This window comes from Streptomyces sp. NPDC048479 (assembly GCF_040651435.1).
Taxonomy (GTDB): domain Bacteria; phylum Actinomycetota; class Actinomycetes; order Streptomycetales; family Streptomycetaceae; genus Streptomyces.
In genome coordinates, this window is sequence record NZ_JBEZKA010000004.1 from 125,031 (window position 1) to 141,633 (window position 16,603).

Genomic DNA, 16,603 nt, shown 5'->3' on the forward strand with positions numbered 1-16,603 from the left:
GTACGGGGTGAAGGTCAGAGGGAGCGGTGGAGCAGCCCGCTCATGGTGATGCGGTCGCCGCGGAAGCGGATGAACTCCAGGTCCACGGGCCGGCCGTCGGAGAGATGGGTGAGCCGTTCCAGCATGAGTACGGCCGCGCCGCGCGGGGCTTCGAGTACGGCGGCGGAGTGCGCGTCGGCGTTGACGGCCTCCAGGGTGATCTCGGCCGTGCCGAGCGGCTGCCCGGTGAGCGTCTCGAGCAGCCGGAACACATCGGTGTGCTCCAGGTCGCAGCCGAGCAGACCGGTGCCGATGTCCATCGGGATGTAGGTGAGGTCGAGGGAGAGCGGCAGGCCGTTCAGCCGGCGCAGCCGTTCGATGTAGAGCACGTCGGTGTGCTCCGCGAGGCCGAGCCGCCGGGCCACGGGTGCGGGCGCGGCGACCGGACCGACCGTACGGACTTCGTTGGTGACGTCGCCGTGTTCGTGCAGGGTTTCGGCGAGGCCCTGCAGCCGGTCGAGGCCGTGCGAGTACTTCTCGGACACCACGACCGTGCCGACGCCCGGCTGCCGTTCGACCAGCCCCTCCGTACGCAGCAGGTCCAGCGCCTGCCTGACGGTGTTGCGGGACACGCGGTAGTCGTCGCCGATCGCGCCTTCGAGCGGCAGCACGCCACCGGGGAAGCCGCCGGTGCGCGCCTGGTGGCGCAGCAGGTCGGCGAGCTGCCGCGCCTGGTCCGCGCGCAGCCGACGCCGTCGGGCGGCGGCGACCGGCACGGTGTGCTCGCGGATACGTTCGGCTGGCATGCGATGGACCATACCGACGCTGTGTTGTCGGTGGTGTTGCCAGAGTGTTGCGCCACTCAGGGCGTGGATCACACCGCTTTGACCTGCATGTTTGTGGAGGTGGTGGAAAGATCTGCCACCCCGGGGGCGTCAGTCGCCTCCGCCGCCGTCCCCACCGCCGTCGACGGCGCCGCCCCCGTCCCCGAAGCTGCCACTACTGCTCGACTGCTTGTCCTGCTGTACGGCGCGATGCACCGCGTACGGCGCCCACTCCTCCCGTACGAGAACCCGCAGCTGGCCCCGCTCCCGCCAGGACCCGAATCCCGGATACAGCACCCCGGCAAGACCGATCGCCGAGGTGAAGGCAGCCAGCAGCCGGCTGCGACGGTCCGGGAAGCCGACTGTCATCGACTCGGCGTAGCGCCCCCGCGCCCGCGCCGACCAGTCCTCGGCCGCCGCGGGGTAGCGGTGGTACGGGAAGAGCCCCAGAAAGCGGCGCCTCTCCACCCGCAGCGCACCGCGCCCCACCAGTTGGTGCAGGCACAGCTCTTCGACTTCCCGCCCGGTGCGCCTGACCCAGGGCCGGGCCCGTACGCCGTCACCGAACCGGCTCTTGCCCGGGGCCGGGAGGCTCGCCAGGATCTGCGCCGACAGCCGGTCCTGCGGCGGCAGTGGATTGACCACCGTCACCCGGCCGTGTGCCTCGGCGACCCTGCCCTGGAGCTCGAGCTCGGCCAGGGCGGCGCCGGCCAGCCCGTACTGCAGATAGCGCCGACCGCAGTGCCGGCGGCCCGTCACCGGGTCCAGGGCAAGCAGCAACAACTCCTCGGGCAGGGTGAGTTCGGTCATTACCCGGCGCTCGGTACGACCCGGCCGGTCACTTCGCCCAGGCCCACCCGTACGCCGTCCGGGCCCGGTGCCCAGGCGGTCATGGTCACCACATCGCCGTCCTCCAGGAAGGTCCGCTTGCCCTCGGGCAGTTCGAGGGCGTCCCGGCCGTTCCAGGTGAGCTCGAGCAGCGAGCCGCGCTGTTGGACCTCGGGACCGCTGACCGTGCCGGAGCCGAAGAGGTCTCCCGTACGGAGCGAGGCGCCGTTGACCGTCATATGTGCCAGCTGCTGGGCGGCCGTCCAGTACATCGTGGCGAACGGCGGCTCGGCGACCACATGCCCGTTGATCGCCACCGTGATGCGCAGGTCGAAGCCGCCCGGCTCCTCCTCGGCGGAGTCGTCGAGATAGGGGAGCAGATCGAAGTCCCTGGCGGGCGCGGCGGCCCTGGCCGCGTCCAGGGCCTCGAGCGGGGTGACCCAGGCGGATACGGACGTGGCGAAGGACTTCCCGAGGAACGGGCCGAGCGGGACGTACTCCCAGGCCTGGATGTCGCGCGCCGACCAGTCGTTGAGGAGCGAGAGCCCGAAGACATGGTCGCGGAAGTCGCCGAGTGCGACCGGCCTGCCCAGCTCGGAGGGGGTGCCGACGAGGAAGGCCACCTCGGCCTCGATGTCGAGCTTCACGGACGGGCCGAAGAGCGGCGCGGCGTCGGCGGGGGTCTTGCGCTGGCCGGAGGGGCGTACCACGTCCGTGCCGGAGACGACGACGGTGCCGGAGCGGCCGTGGTAACCGATCGGCAGATGCTTCCAGTTGGGCGTCAGCGCGTCCCCGTCCGGCCGGAAGATCTTGCCGACGTTGGTGGCGTGGTGCTCGCTCGCGTAGAAGTCGACATAGTCCGCGACGTCGTACGGGAGGTGCAGCGTGACCGAGCCGAGCGGGTGGAGGAGCGGCTCGATGTCCGGCCGGTGGGCGGGCACCGTGACCCAGGCGGTGAGCGCGCGGCGTACATCGCGCCAGGCGGTGCGGCCCGCGGCGAGCAGCGGATTGAGGCTCGGCTGCGCCAGCAGGGCAGCGTAGGGGGAGCCGAGGGCGTGCGCCGCCGCTCCCGCGTCGAGCACCTGGTCGCCGATGCGGATGCCGAGCCGTCGGCGGTCGGGCTCGTCGGCGGTGGTGAAGACGCCGTACGGGAGGTTGTGCGGGCCGAAGGGATCGCCTTCGGCCAGATCGAGCGGGCTCTGCTCGGGCATCGGTGCTTGCCTCGCTTTCCACGGGTGTGAGTGACACGTTACGTGGACGTTGCCCTGCGGCGGCAGGTCGCCCGCCCGACCCTGTCAGCCCGCCGTGCGCGGGATGCGCTTCTCCCAGGTGCGGTGGAAGACGATCTCGCGGCCGTCCTTGCACACCACCTCGTTCGAGGTGATGAAGTCGGCCGCGTCGCAGCTGATTTCGGAGCGCGTCTCGATCCGGACGTCCCAGGCCAGCTCCGGCCGGTGCAGCCGGACCGTCCAGTCGGAGCGGGTGTGCGCGGAGTGCGGGTCGTTCTCCTGGATCGTGTACGTCTCCAGGGTGTCCTCGGTGAATTCGAGACCGTCCGGATGGACGCGGGTGCCGCCGTGGCGCGGGTCGACCTCGAGACGCCATTCGCCCTTCGCGACATTCCGGATCACCAGCCGCTCCGGGCGCTGCTCGTCGAAGGTCGCCGGGACGCTGACGCCGAGCGGTTCGGACTGTTCGGGCTCCTCGAAGGTGATCTTGTCCGCTGTGTCCTCACGGGTCTCGGTGTTCTCACCGGTCTCGCGTACGGGCAGTTCGAGGCGGGAGCCCGCCGGGTCGAGTGTGAAGCCGGCCGAGCCGGTCTGCGGCCAGATCCAGGGCCAGTACGCGGAGGAGACGGCGAGCCGGATGCGGTGGCCCGGCGGAAAGGACTGGCCGATGGCGTTGAGCTCGAAGGTGACGTCCTCCGTCGTGCCGGGTGGCCAGGCGTTGGCGCGTTCGCGGCCGTGGCGGGCGGAGAGGTTGAGGACGCCGCGGGTCACCAGGGTGGAGGAGCCGTCCGGGGCGACGTCGCAGAGCCGGGCGATCGCCTGACCGTAGGGCACGTCCAGGCGCAGCCGCAGGGTCACCCGGGGGCGGCCGAGGATCTCGATCGGGTCGCCGGTGACCGGGAACTCGAAGCAGGCCGAGCCGGCGTCCTCGTCGCGCTGGTCGGGCGGCAGGTCGGCGTCGTTCCCGGAGGGCAGGAAGCGGCCGGCGTCCAGGCCGGTGTGGAGCGGCGAGTCGACGATCACCGGCGCGCCCTGGAGCGCGTACGGGACGGTGGTGATGTGCGGCGAGGGCCAGGCGTTGTCGCCGACCCAGTGGCCCGGCAGCTCGGCGTACGTCGTCGCGGGCGGATGCGACTCGCTGATCCAGGAGCGCAGCAGGGGTTCGGCCATGATGTCGTTCTCGAGGCCTTTGAGGTGGTGGTCCCACCAGCGCAGGGTCTCCTGCAGAAAGCCGATCGCGGGCCCGGGCGGCCGCCCCCGGTCCGGGTACTGGTGCGACCACGGGCCGATCAGCCCTCGTACACGATCGGGCGGAAGATGCTCCACCAGTCGCAGCACCGTGTCCCGGTACGGGTCGTGCCAGCCGCCCACCGCCAGCACCGCCGCGTCGATCGCCGAGCAGTCCTCGCGGACGCTGCCCTGCTTCCAGTAGTCGTCGCGGATCTGGTGGGCGAGCCAGGTGTGGATGCGGGGTTCGACGGCTTCCAGTCGCTTCAGCCACATCTCGCGCCACTCGTCGCCGACGAAGAGCGGGTCGGGCGGACGGGCGACGGAGGCGAGCAGGGTGGCGGACCAGGCGTGCATGCCGGCGGCGAGCACCGAACCGCCCATGTAGTGCATGTCGTTGTCGTACCCGTCGTCCGCCGAGCAGACCGTGACGACCGCCTTCAGCGGCTCGGGCGCGAGCGCCGCGATCCGGAGCGCGTTGCGGCCGCCCCAGCCGATTCCGAACATGCCGACCCGGCCGGTGCACCAGGGCTGCCGGGCCAGCCAGTTGACGACGGCGACCCCGTCGGCCGGCTCGGTCGTGTCGTAGGCGTCGCCCGGCATGCCCTCGCTGTTGCCGTGTCCGCGGATGTCGACCCGTACCGAGGCGTAGCCGTGGCCCGCGTACCAGGGATGACGCTGGTGGTCGCGCGGCGCGGTCCCGTCGCTGAGCCGGTGCGGCAGATATTCGAGGAGTGCCGGTACGGGCTCGTCGGTGAGCGGCCGCCAGACGCGCGCATACAGCTTCGTCCCGTCCGGGAGCGGGATACGGACATCCTCATGGCCGGTGTCGTACGGGAACTCGGTACGGATGCGCATGGCAGGACCTCGGTTCAGTACAAAAGGCCCACTCATGGGTGTATGAGCTGATCCTGAACATACCGGGGGAGGCGGGAAGGCGCCCACGGTGATCGAAACGCGACCGGATACGCTGACTTGAGTGAATCCAGCGACACATCGACAATCCGTTTGATCGTCAGCAGACAGGAGATCCCCTCGTGACCGTCGTCGGGCCGTTCGGGCTGAGCGTGCGGGACCAGGCTCTTGAGGCCGATGTCCAGACCGGATTGGCGGCTGTCGAGGCGGGGCTCCTCGATGCCACCAAGAGCGAGGTTCCCTTCATCACGGAGGCCGCACAGCACCTCGTACGCGCCGGGGGCAAGCGCTTCCGGCCGCTGCTGGTGATGCTCGCCGCCCAGTTCGGTGATCCGCACGCGCCGGGTGTCGTGCCCTCGGCCGTGGTTGTCGAGCTGACCCATCTCGCGACGCTGTACCACGACGATGTGATGGACGAGGCCGAGGTCAGGCGCGGTGTGGACAGTGCCAACGTGCGCTGGGGCAACTCCGTCGCCGTGCTGACGGGCGACTTCTTGTTCGCGAGGGCCTCGCACATACTGGCCGACCTGGGCCCGGAGGCCGTACGCATCCAGGCGGAGGCCTTCGAGCGCCTGGTCACCGGCCAGATCCTGGAGACCGCGGGGCCGCGCGACGGCCGCGACCCGGCCGAGCACTACCTCGATGTCATCGGGGGCAAGACGGGCTCGCTGATCGCGGTCTCGGGGCGGTTCGGCGCGATGATGTCGGGTGCCGACGAGGGTGTCGTGGACATCCTCACCCAGTACGGGGAGCGGCTCGGCGTGGCCTTCCAGCTCGCCGACGACGTACTCGACATCGCCAGCGACTCGCACGAGTCGGGCAAGACGCCCGGCACGGATCTGCGTGAGGGCATCCCGACCCTGCCCGTGCTGCATTTGCGTGCACGGGCGGCGGCGCACGAGCGGCCCGAGGACCTGGAGCTCGTCGCGCTGCTCGACGGGGATCTGACGGACGACGACCGGCACGCCGAGGCGCTGCGGCTGCTGCGCGCCCATCCGGCCCTCGAGCAGGCCAGGCGGGACACCGTGCGGTACGCGGAGGAGGCGAGGGCGATGCTCGCTCCGCTGCCCGAGTGCTACGCCAGGGCCGCTCTGGAAGAGCTGTGCGACGCGGTGGTCCACCGCGCGGGCTGACCCCGTCCGTTTGCCTGTACGACACCTCCCGTACACCCTCCTGCCGGGTGTACGCACGCCCTCTCGCGATCTGTGACGCGGGTCACATAGTTGGATTGAGTCTAACCTAGGATCCACTCCGTACTCATGCCCAGAAGCTGACGCAGTGGGCGTTGGCATCGTGTACGGGGAGATTTCGTAATGAAGCGGAACGCGACCATCCTTATCGGTACCACCGCCGTCGCCGCCGCGGCCGGCGTCGCCCTCACCGTCCTGCCGGCCTTCGCCGCCGGCAACAGCTCCGCCGCCGGGCACTCGGGCCACGCGGACAGCAGCGTGGGCATCGCCGTACAGAGCGGCGCCGGCAGCCGCTCCGACCGCGGCGCCGCCCTCTTCGTGGCGAGCCTGAACGGCGCGAGCGAGGTGCCGGTCCAGGGCGGGCCCGCCGTCGGTGACCGCGACGGTGCCGCGCTGGAGTTCGTGAAGGTCAAGGGGGACAAGGTGTCCGTCGCCGTGAAGTTTCGCGGCACCGACAAGCCGACCGCCCTCCACATCCACCAGGGCGTGAAGGGCACCAACGGCGGCATCAAGATCGACTTCACCGGCCTGCTGAGCAAGGGCAAGACCAGGAGCAAGGGCTGGACCGGCGCGGTCACCGGCACGGTCAAGGTCACGGACAAGGCCGTGCTCGACGCCTTCAAGACAGACCCGAGCGGTTTCTACGCCAATCTGCACACCACCGAGTTCCCGGGCGGCGCGGTCCGCGGCCAGTTCCACAAGGTGACCAACTCCTTCGCCTTCGACAAGGCGCTCGACAACGTGCAGGCCTCCGTCGTCAAGGGCAAGCAGATCTACGAGTGCAAGAAGGGCGACGACGGCAAGCTCTCCTTCCAGCAGCGTGATGTGCGTGCCGTCCTCGGCGGGCACATCGCCCACTCCTTCATCGCCCCCAACTCCGGCACGCCGCAGTGGATCGCACAGGACCACAGCGCCGTCACCGGCAAGCTGATCAGTAAGACACCGAACGGCGACAAGAACATCGCCGAGCTGGACCTCCAGGCCACCCAGTCCGGCAAGAAGCGGGGGCTGTTGGCGAACACCCAGGAGATCTTCCGGCTGAACACCGTGGGCGGCGTCGCCCCGGCCGGCAGCTGCGAGCAGGGAGCGATCGTGGGCGTCCCCTACGGGGCGGACTACGTCTTCATTCAGAAGTAACCGGTCCTGCAACAGGGCTTACGGCGCTTCCCCCACTGGTTGGGGGAGGCGCCGCGCCTCTACTGTCATCCCAGAGCAGTAGGCCAAGTTGCTCCCGCGGTCTGACGCTTCTGCAGGCCCGGTTTGGTCAGATGAATACACCACGCCTGACCAACCACGGAGGTAGGGCACACCATGGCACCGAACGACAGCGCACAGACCACCGAAGAGGCCCAGGACCTCGCAGCGAGCCGCCGCAAGGCAGCGCGCTACATCGTCCCGGTCGCGGTGGTCGGGGTGGCGGCGGCGACCATCGGGCTCGTCCCGGCGCTCGCTGCCTCCGGTGACCCCGATCTGCCGAAGATCAGCGCGCAGAAACTCATCGAGAAGATGGCCGCGTCGGACACCCAGCAGCTCTCCGGCACGGTGAAGATCAACACCGACCTCGGCATCCCGTCGCTCGGCGGCCTGGCGGGCCTGGGCGGCGGCTCCCTCGGCCCCAAGGGCGGGGAGCCGGACGGGTCGGGCTCGTCCGCCGCTCCCGAGGGCAAGCTGATGGAGCTGGCCTCCGGCTCACACACCCTGCGGGTCGCGGCCGACGGCCCCGACAAGGCGAAGGTGTCGATCCTGGAGGACAGCGCCGAGTACAGCCTGATCCACAACGGCGACGAGGTCTGGGCTTACGACAGCGCCTCGAACGAGGCATTCCACGCCAAGGACGACGGCAAGGGCGACAGCTCCGGCAGGAAGGGCTCCGGCAAGGAGCACAAGGCCCTGCCGAAGGACCTCCCGAGCACGCCCAAGCAGTTCGCCGAAGAGGCGCTCAAGGCCGCGGGCGACACCACCTCGGTGACCGTCGGCGGTACGGCGCAGGTGGCCGGCCGCGATGCGTACCAGCTGGTCATCAAGCCCAAGCAGAGCGGCTCGACGATCGGCTCGATCAAGGTCGCGGTGGACGCCAAGAACGGCGTGCCGCTGAAGTTCACGCTCACCCCCAGCAGTGGTGGCAAGGCCGCGATCGACGTCGGCTTCACCAAGGTCGACTTCTCCGAGCCGGACGCGTCGACCTTCAACTTCACCCCGCCCAAGGGCGCGAAGGTGACGGAGGCCGACGAGCTGAAGCAGGACAAGGGAGCCAGGAACCACGAGGACTTCATGGGCCTGGAGGACTTCCAGGGGCTGAACGTCATCGGCAAGGGCTGGAACGCCATCGCCAAGATCGAGGCGCCGGGCGGCGAGGGCATCACCCCGCCGAAGAAGGACGGCGATGTGCCGCCGGAGGCCAAGAAGTTCCTGGACGCGCTGGGCGACCAGGTCCACGGGAAGTTCGGCTCGGGCACGGTCTTCAAGACCCGCCTGGTCAATGCCCTGATGACGGACGACGGCACGGTCTACGTCGGCGCCGTGACCCAGGACGCGCTCGTGAAGGCCGCGAACGAGACAAAGTAACACCAGGTCAGGCATGACGACGCGCTTACCGTCCGCCCCGCCGTACGCTCCGTACGGTGGGGCGGACCGCTGACCGAGTGAACGGGGGACCGGAATGACAGCCGTCATCGAGACGCATGGGCTCACCAAGCGTTACCGGGGCGGGGAGTTGGCCGTCGAGCGGCTCGATCTCAGCGTGCCCGGCGGCAGCGTCTTCGGGTTCCTCGGCCCCAACGGCTCCGGCAAGACCACCACGATCCGGATGCTGATGGGGCTCATCGAGCCGACCGCAGGCAGCGCCACGGTCCTCGGTCTGCCCATGCCGCGCGCCGTCCGCACCGTACTTCCGCAGGTGGGGGCGCTGATCGAAGGGCCCGCGCTGTACGGGTTCCTGAGCGGCCGCGACAATCTGCTGCGCTACGACTCCGCCGATCCGTGCGCCGATCCCCGAACGCGGCGCACCCGTGTCGCCGCCGCGCTGGACCGGGTCGGGCTGACGCAGGCCGCGGGCAAGAAGGCCAAGGCGTACTCGCTCGGGATGAAGCAGCGGCTGGGGCTGGCCGCCGCGCTGCTGCAGCCGCGGAAACTGCTGGTGCTCGACGAACCGACGAACGGTCTCGATCCGCAGGGCATGCGGGAGATCCGTTCCCTGGTACGGGAGCTGGCGGCCGACGGCACCACGGTCTTTCTCTCGTCCCATCTGCTCGACGAGATCGAGCAGGTCTGCACGCATGCCGCGGTGATGGCCCAGGGCCGGCTTCTCACCCAGGGCCCGGTCGCCGATCTCGCGGCGGGCACGCGCGGGCGGCTGGCCATCACCACCCCCGACCCCGCCGACGCCGCCCGGCTCCTCAAGGAGCTGGGGGTCGCCGATCTGGCCGTGACCGGTGACCGGGTGACGGGCGAACTGCCGGCCAAGGAAATCGAGCTGGCGGAGATCAACGCCGCGCTGGTGCAGGGCGGCGTACGGGTACGAGGCTTCGGCATCGAGCGGGCCTCGCTCGAGGACGCCTTTGTCGCGCTGACCGGAGAGGGCTTCGATGTCGCAGGCTGACACTCTCGTACGCGAAAGGACGAGCAGCCCGCTGTGGACGTTCGGCCTCTTCCGCTCTGAGCTGACCATCACGTTCCGCCGCTGGCGCACGCTCGCGCTGCTGGGAGTGCTGGCCGCCGTACCCGTACTGATCGGCATCGCCATCAGGGTCGAGACGAGCGGCGGCGGGCCGGTCGGCGACGGCAGGGGTGGCGGCCCCGCTTTCATCACCCAGATCACCAACAATGGCCTGTTCCTGGTCTTCGCCGCGCTCGCCGCGACCCTGCCGGTCTTCCTCCCGATGGCGATCGGCGTCGTCGCGGGTGATGCGATCGCGGGCGAGGCGAACTCCGGCACCCTGCGCTATCTGCTGGTCGCCCCGGCCGGACGCAGCCGGCTGCTGCTCGCCAAGTACGCCACCGCCTGCGCCTTCTGCCTGGTGGCGACCCTGGTCGTGGCGGTGTCCGCGCTCGCCGTCGGCTCGCTGCTCTTCCCGCTCGGCGATGTCACGACCATTTCCGGCACCCGGATCTCCTTCGGCGACGGACTGCTGCGCGCCGCGCTGGTCGCGGCCGTCGTCGCCGCGTCGCTGAGCGGGCTCGCGGCGCTCGGTCTCTTCATCTCGACGCTCACCGGCAGTGGCATCGCGGCGATGGCGACGACGGTCGGACTGCTGATCACGGTGCAGATCCTGGACACGATTCCGCAGCTGCACGGAATCCATCCGTACCTCTTCCCGCACTACTGGCTGTCGTTCGCGGACCTGATGCGGGAGCCGGTCTACTGGGACGAGGTGCTGAAGAACCTCGGTCTGCAAGGGGTGTACGCGGCGGTGTTCGGGTCGGCGGCGTGGGCGCGCTTCACGGCGAAGGACATCACCGCGTGAAGAACCTCGCCGGATGAAGAACTCCTTGGCCCGGGCGGCCGCGTCCGTGTCGCTCGCCACCTGACCCGTGCGCGTACTCCAAAGATGACTGCATGCGTGCGCAGTGATTGCACACGCATGCAGCCTGTGGGGGGTGGCGGTCGTGGGACCTCTCAGAAGGTGAGCTTGAAGCTGTTGATGTAGCCGGTGTCCTGCGCCGCCTTGTCCTGGACCCGCAGCTTCCAGGCGCCGCTGGCGACCTCGGAGGAGGCGTTGACCGTGTATGTCGCCTGGACGTTGTCCGCCGAGTCGGAGGAGCTGAACGGCTTCAGGTTGTACACCGTTCCGTCCGGGGCGACCAGGTCGACGACCAGGTCTCCGCGCCAGGTGTGGATGATGTCCACGCCCACCTTGAGGGTGGCCGGGGCGTTGCCCGTACGGCCCGTGACGTTGACCGTCGAGGTGACAGCCGCGCCGTTGTCCGGGATCGCGACGTCCGTCGTGGTCTCGTACACGTCACCCGGCGGTGTGGTCGTCCCGGCGGACAGTGTCCAGATCGCGTGCGCGATCGCATCGCTGTTGCGGTCGAGCGCGGTGTCGTCGATGTTCGACGAGGTGTCGCAGGAGGAGTGGTAGCAGCGGTCGAAGGCCTGGCCGGCCGTGCCGCCCCACTTCTGGGCCTGGGCCGCCGTCTTGGTGTAGTCGGCGCCGGTGAACAGGCCGCCGACGGGGACGCCCGCGTTCTTGAACGGCGCGTGGTCGGAGCGGCCGTCGCCCTCGGTCTCGATCTCGGTCGGGATGCTGAGCCCCGCGAAGTAGTCCTTGAAGGTCTTCTCGATCGTCGGGTCGTCGTCGTACACGAAGTAACCGGGGTTCGGCGAGCCGATCATGTCGAAGTTCAGATAGCCGGAGATCTTCGAACGCTCCGCGGCGGGGAGGTTGTTGACGTAGTACTTCGACCCGACCAGACCCAGCTCCTCGGCACCCCACCAGCCGAAGCGCAAATGCTTCTCCGGCTTGAACTGGGCGCGGGAGACGGCGAGCGCGGTCTCCAGGATGGCCGCCGAGCCGGAGCCGTTGTCGTTGATCCCGGCGCCCGCGCTGACCGAGTCGAGGTGCGAGCCGGCCATCAGAATCTGGTTGGCGTCACCGCCCGGCCAGTCGGCGATCAGGTTGTAGCCGGTCGCGCCGCTGGAGGTGAACTGCTGGAGGGACGTGGTGAATCCGGCCGCGTCCAGCTTGGCCTTCACATAGTCGATGGACGCCTTGTAACCGGCCCGGCCGTGCGCACGGTTGCCGCCGTTGGCGGTGGCTATCGACTGGAGCTGGGTGAGATGCGCCTTGACGTTGGCGAGCGGTATGTCGGGGGCGGCGAGCGCGGGCGCCGGGGTCGCGGCTGCCGGGGACGCGGTCGCTGCGGGCGCGGTGCTGACGAGCAGCCCGGCGAGGGCGAGCGCGGCGGCAGCGGCCGTGCGTCTCGGGACGAAGAGGTTCATGTGTGGGGGCTCCGGATTCCGTACGGGGGCGGGACGGAACGTGCGAGACGCCCTGGGACGGCGGGTCCCAGGGCGTTGGAGCTGTTGGTGCGCAGTGCGTGCTGAAAGTTCAGCGAGAGTTTGACTCACCGTCAAGGGCGGAAACCGGACAGTCGCGTTCGTATATCGGACTGGACGGATCGCGGAATGGTCAATGCCGCGGTGCTGGTCGAGTACGAGGCTCGCAGGTCAGGAGCGGATGGCGCAGTCGGGCCGCAAGCTGTGTGCATGCCCATGCCCGCACCGATGCCCATGCATATGCACATGGACCCGTTCCCCATCCTGGAGGCCCTGGTCCGGCAGGCTCTGCGCGTCGGTGTGGTCACGCTGCTCTTCACCGTGTGCGCGATGGGTCTGCTGGTGGGCGTTCTTGCGCTGGCCACAGGGCGCGTTCGCCGCCGCCGGAGAGAGGCCGAGGAGGAGTGCGGGGGCCTGGAGTCCTTCACCTGGGAGGAACCGGAGTAGGCGGATCCGCCGGCCCACTGCCCCCACCGCCCCACTACTCCACGCAGAACTCATTGCCCTCGGGGTCGGCCATGGTCGACCAGACACCCACCGGCTCGTCCGCGTGGTACAGAACCGTCGCTCCCAGGCCCTCCAGCCGTGCGACCTCCGCCTCGCGCCGCTCGGGGCCGACGTGCAGGTCGAGATGGAGCCGGTTCTTGGTCGTCTTCCCCTCCGGTACGCGCTGGAAGAGGAGCCTGCGCCCGTGGCCCATCCCGCTGTCCTTGTCGAAGGGGTCGTCCGGATGCCGGACGGCGGCGTAATCGCGAAAGGCGTCCCGGCCGTGCGACTGGACCGTCGAGTCGTCCGGCAGTTGACCGGATCCGCGCAGGCGCTCGATGAGGGCGCTGTGGTCCTCGAGCTCGTAGCCGAGGGCCGCGGCCCAGAAGTCGGCCTGCGCGTGCGGGTCGGACGTATCGATGACGAGCTTCCAGTGCAGTGTCATGCTAACCAGTTATATTGGTTACGTGAGCGAGCCTGCAAGAGGACTGACCCTGCGTACGCCGGAAGGGCGGACCTTTCGGTTCGACCCCGGCGCGCTCTGCCTTGAGCTGCTGACCACCGGAGGGCCCGGCGGCTTCGCGCGGTACGAGGTGCTGCACGAGCCCGCCGACCTGGTGCGCTGGGCGGGTGAGAGCCGGCTGCCGGACGGGCTTGAGCCGGTCGTCGCGCCCGACGAGGTGGCGGCTGCCCGTGTGCTCAGGGATGCCCTGTGGCGGCTGACCGCCGACCGGGCACATGGCCGCGCGCTGAGCCCCGCCGACCTGGCCGTGGTCAACGAGGCCTCGGCGCAGACCCCGCTCGCACCTCGGATCACCGACCGGGGCGGCCGCGACTGGGTGCCCGGAGCCACCGGCACCCAGCTGCTGTCGGCCGTGGCGCGCGATGCCGTGGACCTCTTCACCGGTCCGTACGCGCACCGCATCCGCGAATGCGGCGCGCACAACTGCTATCTGGTCTTCGTCGACACCTCACGACCGGGCCGCCGCCGCTGGTGCGCGATGGAACGGTGCGGCAATCGCAGCAAGGTCCGGGCGCACCGCGTCCGCCACGCAGAGCTCGCAGAAGGAGACGAACGATGCCCACAGGACTGACCCGGGGCGCCGGCTGGGAGACCGGCGTCTCCGGGACCCTGCCGCTGCCCATGTCGACCGTGTGGGACTTCTTCGTCAGCCCGGAGGGCGTCGCCCGCCGGCTCGGCAAGGGCGCCCAACTGCCCACCGGCAAGGGGGAGTCGTACGAAACCGGGGACGGCATCGCGGGCGAGGTGCGCAGCTACCGGTCCGGTGACCGCATCCGGCTGACGTACGGCACGACCACCCTCCAGGTCACGGTCTCGGCGTCCGGGGAGGGAAAGGCGTCCGGGGAGGGAAAGGCGTCCGGGGAGGGAAAGACAGTGCTCCGCTTCCACCAGGAGCACCTCGCGGACGCCGAGGAGCGCGAGCGGCAGCGGGCGCACTGGAAGGCTGTGATGGACGAGGTCACCGACGCCCTGGAGGCGGTCTGAGGCGGTTCGCCTGCCGGCGGTCGTCTCCCGCGGTATACGCGCCCCGTGCGAGCGCGTAGCGCACGCCGCGGGCGTCAGGCGGTTCTGCGGGCCGGGGCGCTGCTACGTCACGCCCAAGGAGCACTTGGGCCTGCCGGCATCCCGGGGGCCGTCGCGCCCGCCGGCGCCGGCGGGAGTACGAGAGCGCCGACCCCGAGGAGACCTTCACGCTGATCGACGAACTGTCGCGGCGTGGTGCCGGCCGGCGCCGCGGCCTGCCGCGCAACGCGGGGCTCGGCAGCGGCGCGTGCGCGGCCGCGCGGCAGGCGTCGGTTCCGCCTGCGATGCGGGGGCCGCGGCCCTCGTCGCACCCGCCGGAACGGGGGGACTGGCCGGTCCGGGAGTCCCGCCGTGCGTCAGGCGGTGGGTTCCGTCTGCGGGGCGGGAGCCGAAGCCGAAGCCGGCGCGGGTGCGGCTGCCGCGCTCGCGAGGCGCAGCGCCGCCGCCTTCGTACGCCGAGCCGTCCGCAGCGCGTCCCACGTCAGGCAGGTCAGCGCCAGCCACACCAGCGCGAAGCCCGCCCACCGCTCCGCAGGCATCGCCTCGTGGAAGTACAGGATCCCCAGCAGGAACTGGAAGACCGGAGTCAGATACTGCAGCAGCCCCAGGGTGGAGAGCGGTACCCGGATCGCCGCCGCGCCGAAGCAGACCAGCGGCGCGGCGGTCACCACGCCCGCCGCGGCGAGCAGCGCCGCATGGCCGGTGCCGTGGGTGCCGAAGGTGGCCGAGCCGTCCGCGCCCAGCCAGAGCAGAAAGCCCAGCGCCGGGAGGAACTGGATCGCGGTCTCCGCGGCCAGCGACTCGAGTCCGCCGATGTTGACCTTCTTCTTGACCAGGCCGTACGTGGCGAACGAGAAGGCGAGCGTGAGCGAGATCCACGGCGGCTGTCCGTAGCCGATCGCCAGCACCAGCACCGCCGCGAAGCCGGTGGCGACCGCCGCCCACTGCATCGGGCGCAGTCGCTCCTTCAGCAGCAGTACACCCATCGCGATGGTGACCAGCGGGTTGATGAAGTAGCCGAGCGAGGCCTCGACGACATGGCCCGAGTTCACGGCCCAGATGTAGACGCCCCAGTTGACGGTGATGACCGCCGCCGCGACCGTGATGAGCCCCAGCTTCCGGGGCTGCCGTATCAGCTCACGGATCCAGCCCCACCGCTTCAGCGCCAGCAGCGCGATGCCGACGACGACCAGTGACCAGACCATCCGGTGGGCGAGGATCTCCACCGCACCGGACGGCTTCAGCAGTGGCCAGAAGAGCGGGACCAGGCCCCACATCCCGTAGGCCCCTATCCCGTACAGCAGTCCCGCTCGCTGTTCACCGTCCGACTTCACTGGCCCCTCCTGCCCTGCGCGCATCACCTCGTCGAAGGTACGCGGCGAGGGGGCAGGCTGTCATGTGTGTATCGCTATACGGTCATGACGGAACTTGGTCCGTCATGCCGTGTCGTCCGAGCGGTTCAGACCGTCGCGAGGGCCGCCGCGACCGAGTCGGCGAGCAGGGTCGTAGGGCGGCCGGTCAGCCGGGCCAGGTCGCCCGTCGTGCCGGCCAGCAGGCCGCGCCCGACCGCCGCGTCGACGTCGACGAGGATCTCGGCGAGCGGCCCGGGCAGGCCCGCGCCCGTGAGGATCTGCAGGTGCGTCCCGGCCGGGACGTTGTTGTACGCGATCGTCCGGCCGGTCTGCCGGGACAGCTCGGCGGCGTACTCCTCGAAGGACCAGGCCACGTCGCCGCTCAGCTCGTACGTCTGCGACAGGTGGCCCTCGCCGGTCAGTACGGCGGCCGCGGCCGCGGCGTAGTCCGCGCGGGCGGCGGAGGCTATCCGGCCCTCGCCCGCGCTCGCGACCACGGCGGAGTGCTCCAGCACCGGTGCGAGGTGCTCGGTGTAGTTCTCGGTGTACCAGCCGTTGCGCAGGAAGGTGTACGGCAGCCCGGAGTCCAGGATCACCTGCTCGGTGGCCTTGTGCTCGGCGGCCAGCTGGAAGTCGGCGTCGGGCCCGCCCAGTACGCCGGTGTACGCGAGCTGGGCGACGCCCGCCGCCTTCGCGGCCTCGATCACCGCGGTGTGCTGCGGCACCCGTTGTCCGACCTCGCTGCCGGAAATCAGCAGGACGCGGTCGGCGGCGCGGAAGGCCCCGGCGAGCGACTCGGGCTCGCTGTAGTCGGCGATGCGCAGCTCGACGCCGCGCGCCGCGAGGTCCGCGGCCTTCTCCTTGCTGCGGACGACGGCGGCGATCCGCTCCGCGGGGACCGTGGCCAGCAGCTCGTCGACGACGAGACGGCCGAGGGCTCCGGTGGCTCCGGTGACAACGATGCTCATGGGTGATTTCTCCTTCTTCGATGCGATTCCAGAGCTCACCCTACGTGGGGCACTAACCGTGCGT

The 16,603-nt window shown here is 70.3% G+C and carries 16 protein-coding genes; 8 read left to right on the forward strand and 8 right to left on the reverse strand.

The window, feature by feature from the left end; genetic code table 11:
• Window positions 1-14: 14 nt before the first annotated feature.
• The 4 genes from AB0D12_RS08090 to AB0D12_RS08105 form a co-directional block, all read right to left on the reverse strand.
• Complete coding sequence (locus AB0D12_RS08090) at window positions 15-785, reverse strand: GntR family transcriptional regulator (protein WP_362678216.1); 771 nt, start codon at window positions 783-785, stop codon at window positions 15-17.
• A 129-nt stretch (window positions 786-914) separates the two neighbouring features.
• Window positions 915-1,613: a GPP34 family phosphoprotein gene (locus AB0D12_RS08095; protein WP_362678218.1), complete on the reverse strand. Its 699-nt coding sequence runs from the start codon at window positions 1,611-1,613 to the stop codon at window positions 915-917.
• Window positions 1,613-2,842, reverse strand: coding sequence for a fumarylacetoacetase (gene fahA, locus AB0D12_RS08100; protein WP_362678220.1), 1,230 nt, complete (start codon window positions 2,840-2,842; stop codon window positions 1,613-1,615). Before fahA ends, AB0D12_RS08095 begins: the two co-directional genes overlap by 1 nt.
• Before the next feature lie 84 nt (window positions 2,843-2,926).
• Complete coding sequence (locus AB0D12_RS08105; protein WP_362678222.1) at window positions 2,927-4,945, reverse strand: CocE/NonD family hydrolase; 2,019 nt, start codon at window positions 4,943-4,945, stop codon at window positions 2,927-2,929.
• Between the two features lie 179 nt (window positions 4,946-5,124).
• Here AB0D12_RS08105 and AB0D12_RS08110 point away from each other — a divergent pair, with 179 nt between their 5' ends.
• From AB0D12_RS08110 to AB0D12_RS08130, 5 genes are all read left to right on the forward strand, one after another.
• Complete coding sequence (locus tag AB0D12_RS08110) at window positions 5,125-6,135, forward strand: polyprenyl synthetase family protein (protein WP_362678224.1); 1,011 nt, start codon at window positions 5,125-5,127, stop codon at window positions 6,133-6,135.
• Window positions 6,136-6,315: 180 nt separating this feature from the next.
• Window positions 6,316-7,329: a CHRD domain-containing protein gene (locus tag AB0D12_RS08115; RefSeq protein ID WP_362678226.1), complete on the forward strand. Its 1,014-nt coding sequence runs from the start codon at window positions 6,316-6,318 to the stop codon at window positions 7,327-7,329.
• A 174-nt stretch (window positions 7,330-7,503) separates the two neighbouring features.
• Complete coding sequence (locus AB0D12_RS08120; RefSeq protein ID WP_362678228.1) at window positions 7,504-8,757, forward strand: DUF2092 domain-containing protein; 1,254 nt, start codon at window positions 7,504-7,506, stop codon at window positions 8,755-8,757.
• Window positions 8,758-8,851: 94 nt separating this feature from the next.
• Window positions 8,852-9,790, forward strand: coding sequence for an ABC transporter ATP-binding protein (locus AB0D12_RS08125; RefSeq protein WP_362678230.1), 939 nt, complete (start codon window positions 8,852-8,854; stop codon window positions 9,788-9,790).
• The gene (locus tag AB0D12_RS08130; RefSeq protein WP_327325437.1) at window positions 9,777-10,655 is read left to right on the forward strand and encodes an ABC transporter permease; all 879 of its coding nucleotides are present in this window, start codon (window positions 9,777-9,779) and stop codon (window positions 10,653-10,655) included. Before AB0D12_RS08125 ends, AB0D12_RS08130 begins: the two co-directional genes overlap by 14 nt.
• Before the next feature lie 152 nt (window positions 10,656-10,807).
• Here AB0D12_RS08130 and AB0D12_RS08135 read toward each other — a convergent pair whose 3' ends face one another.
• Entirely contained in the window at window positions 10,808-12,130 is a 1,323-nt protein-coding gene (locus tag AB0D12_RS08135) for a M28 family metallopeptidase (RefSeq protein ID WP_362678232.1), read from the reverse strand.
• Window positions 12,131-12,397: 267 nt separating this feature from the next.
• Between AB0D12_RS08135 and AB0D12_RS08140 the strand changes: the two genes are divergently transcribed.
• On the forward strand, window positions 12,398-12,634 hold the full coding sequence (locus tag AB0D12_RS08140; RefSeq protein WP_362678234.1) for a hypothetical protein: 237 nt from the start codon (window positions 12,398-12,400) through the stop codon (window positions 12,632-12,634).
• A 34-nt stretch (window positions 12,635-12,668) separates the two neighbouring features.
• On the opposite strand, the gene AB0D12_RS08145 is transcribed toward AB0D12_RS08140, so the two are convergent.
• On the reverse strand, window positions 12,669-13,118 hold the full coding sequence (locus tag AB0D12_RS08145) for a VOC family protein (protein WP_362678236.1): 450 nt from the start codon (window positions 13,116-13,118) through the stop codon (window positions 12,669-12,671).
• On the opposite strand from AB0D12_RS08145, the gene AB0D12_RS08150 reads away from it, so the two are divergent.
• Window positions 13,117-13,767 carry a CGNR zinc finger domain-containing protein gene (locus AB0D12_RS08150; protein ID WP_362678238.1) on the forward strand — a complete coding sequence of 217 codons (651 nt, stop codon included), beginning with the start codon at window positions 13,117-13,119 and terminating at the stop codon, window positions 13,765-13,767. The two genes, AB0D12_RS08145 and AB0D12_RS08150, sit on opposite strands and share 2 nt — an antisense overlap.
• Window positions 13,752-14,180, forward strand: a complete 429-nt coding sequence (locus tag AB0D12_RS08155) for an SRPBCC domain-containing protein (protein ID WP_362678240.1) — start codon at window positions 13,752-13,754, stop codon at window positions 14,178-14,180. The genes AB0D12_RS08150 and AB0D12_RS08155 overlap by 16 nt, the downstream gene beginning before the upstream one ends.
• A gap of 395 nt (window positions 14,181-14,575) precedes the next feature.
• On the opposite strand, the gene rarD is transcribed toward AB0D12_RS08155, so the two are convergent.
• The gene (gene rarD / locus AB0D12_RS08160; RefSeq protein ID WP_362678242.1) at window positions 14,576-15,553 is read right to left on the reverse strand and encodes an EamA family transporter RarD; all 978 of its coding nucleotides are present in this window, start codon (window positions 15,551-15,553) and stop codon (window positions 14,576-14,578) included.
• Between the two features lie 125 nt (window positions 15,554-15,678).
• The gene (locus AB0D12_RS08165) at window positions 15,679-16,539 is read right to left on the reverse strand and encodes an SDR family oxidoreductase (RefSeq protein WP_362678244.1); all 861 of its coding nucleotides are present in this window, start codon (window positions 16,537-16,539) and stop codon (window positions 15,679-15,681) included.
• Window positions 16,540-16,603: the final 64 nt, after the last annotated feature.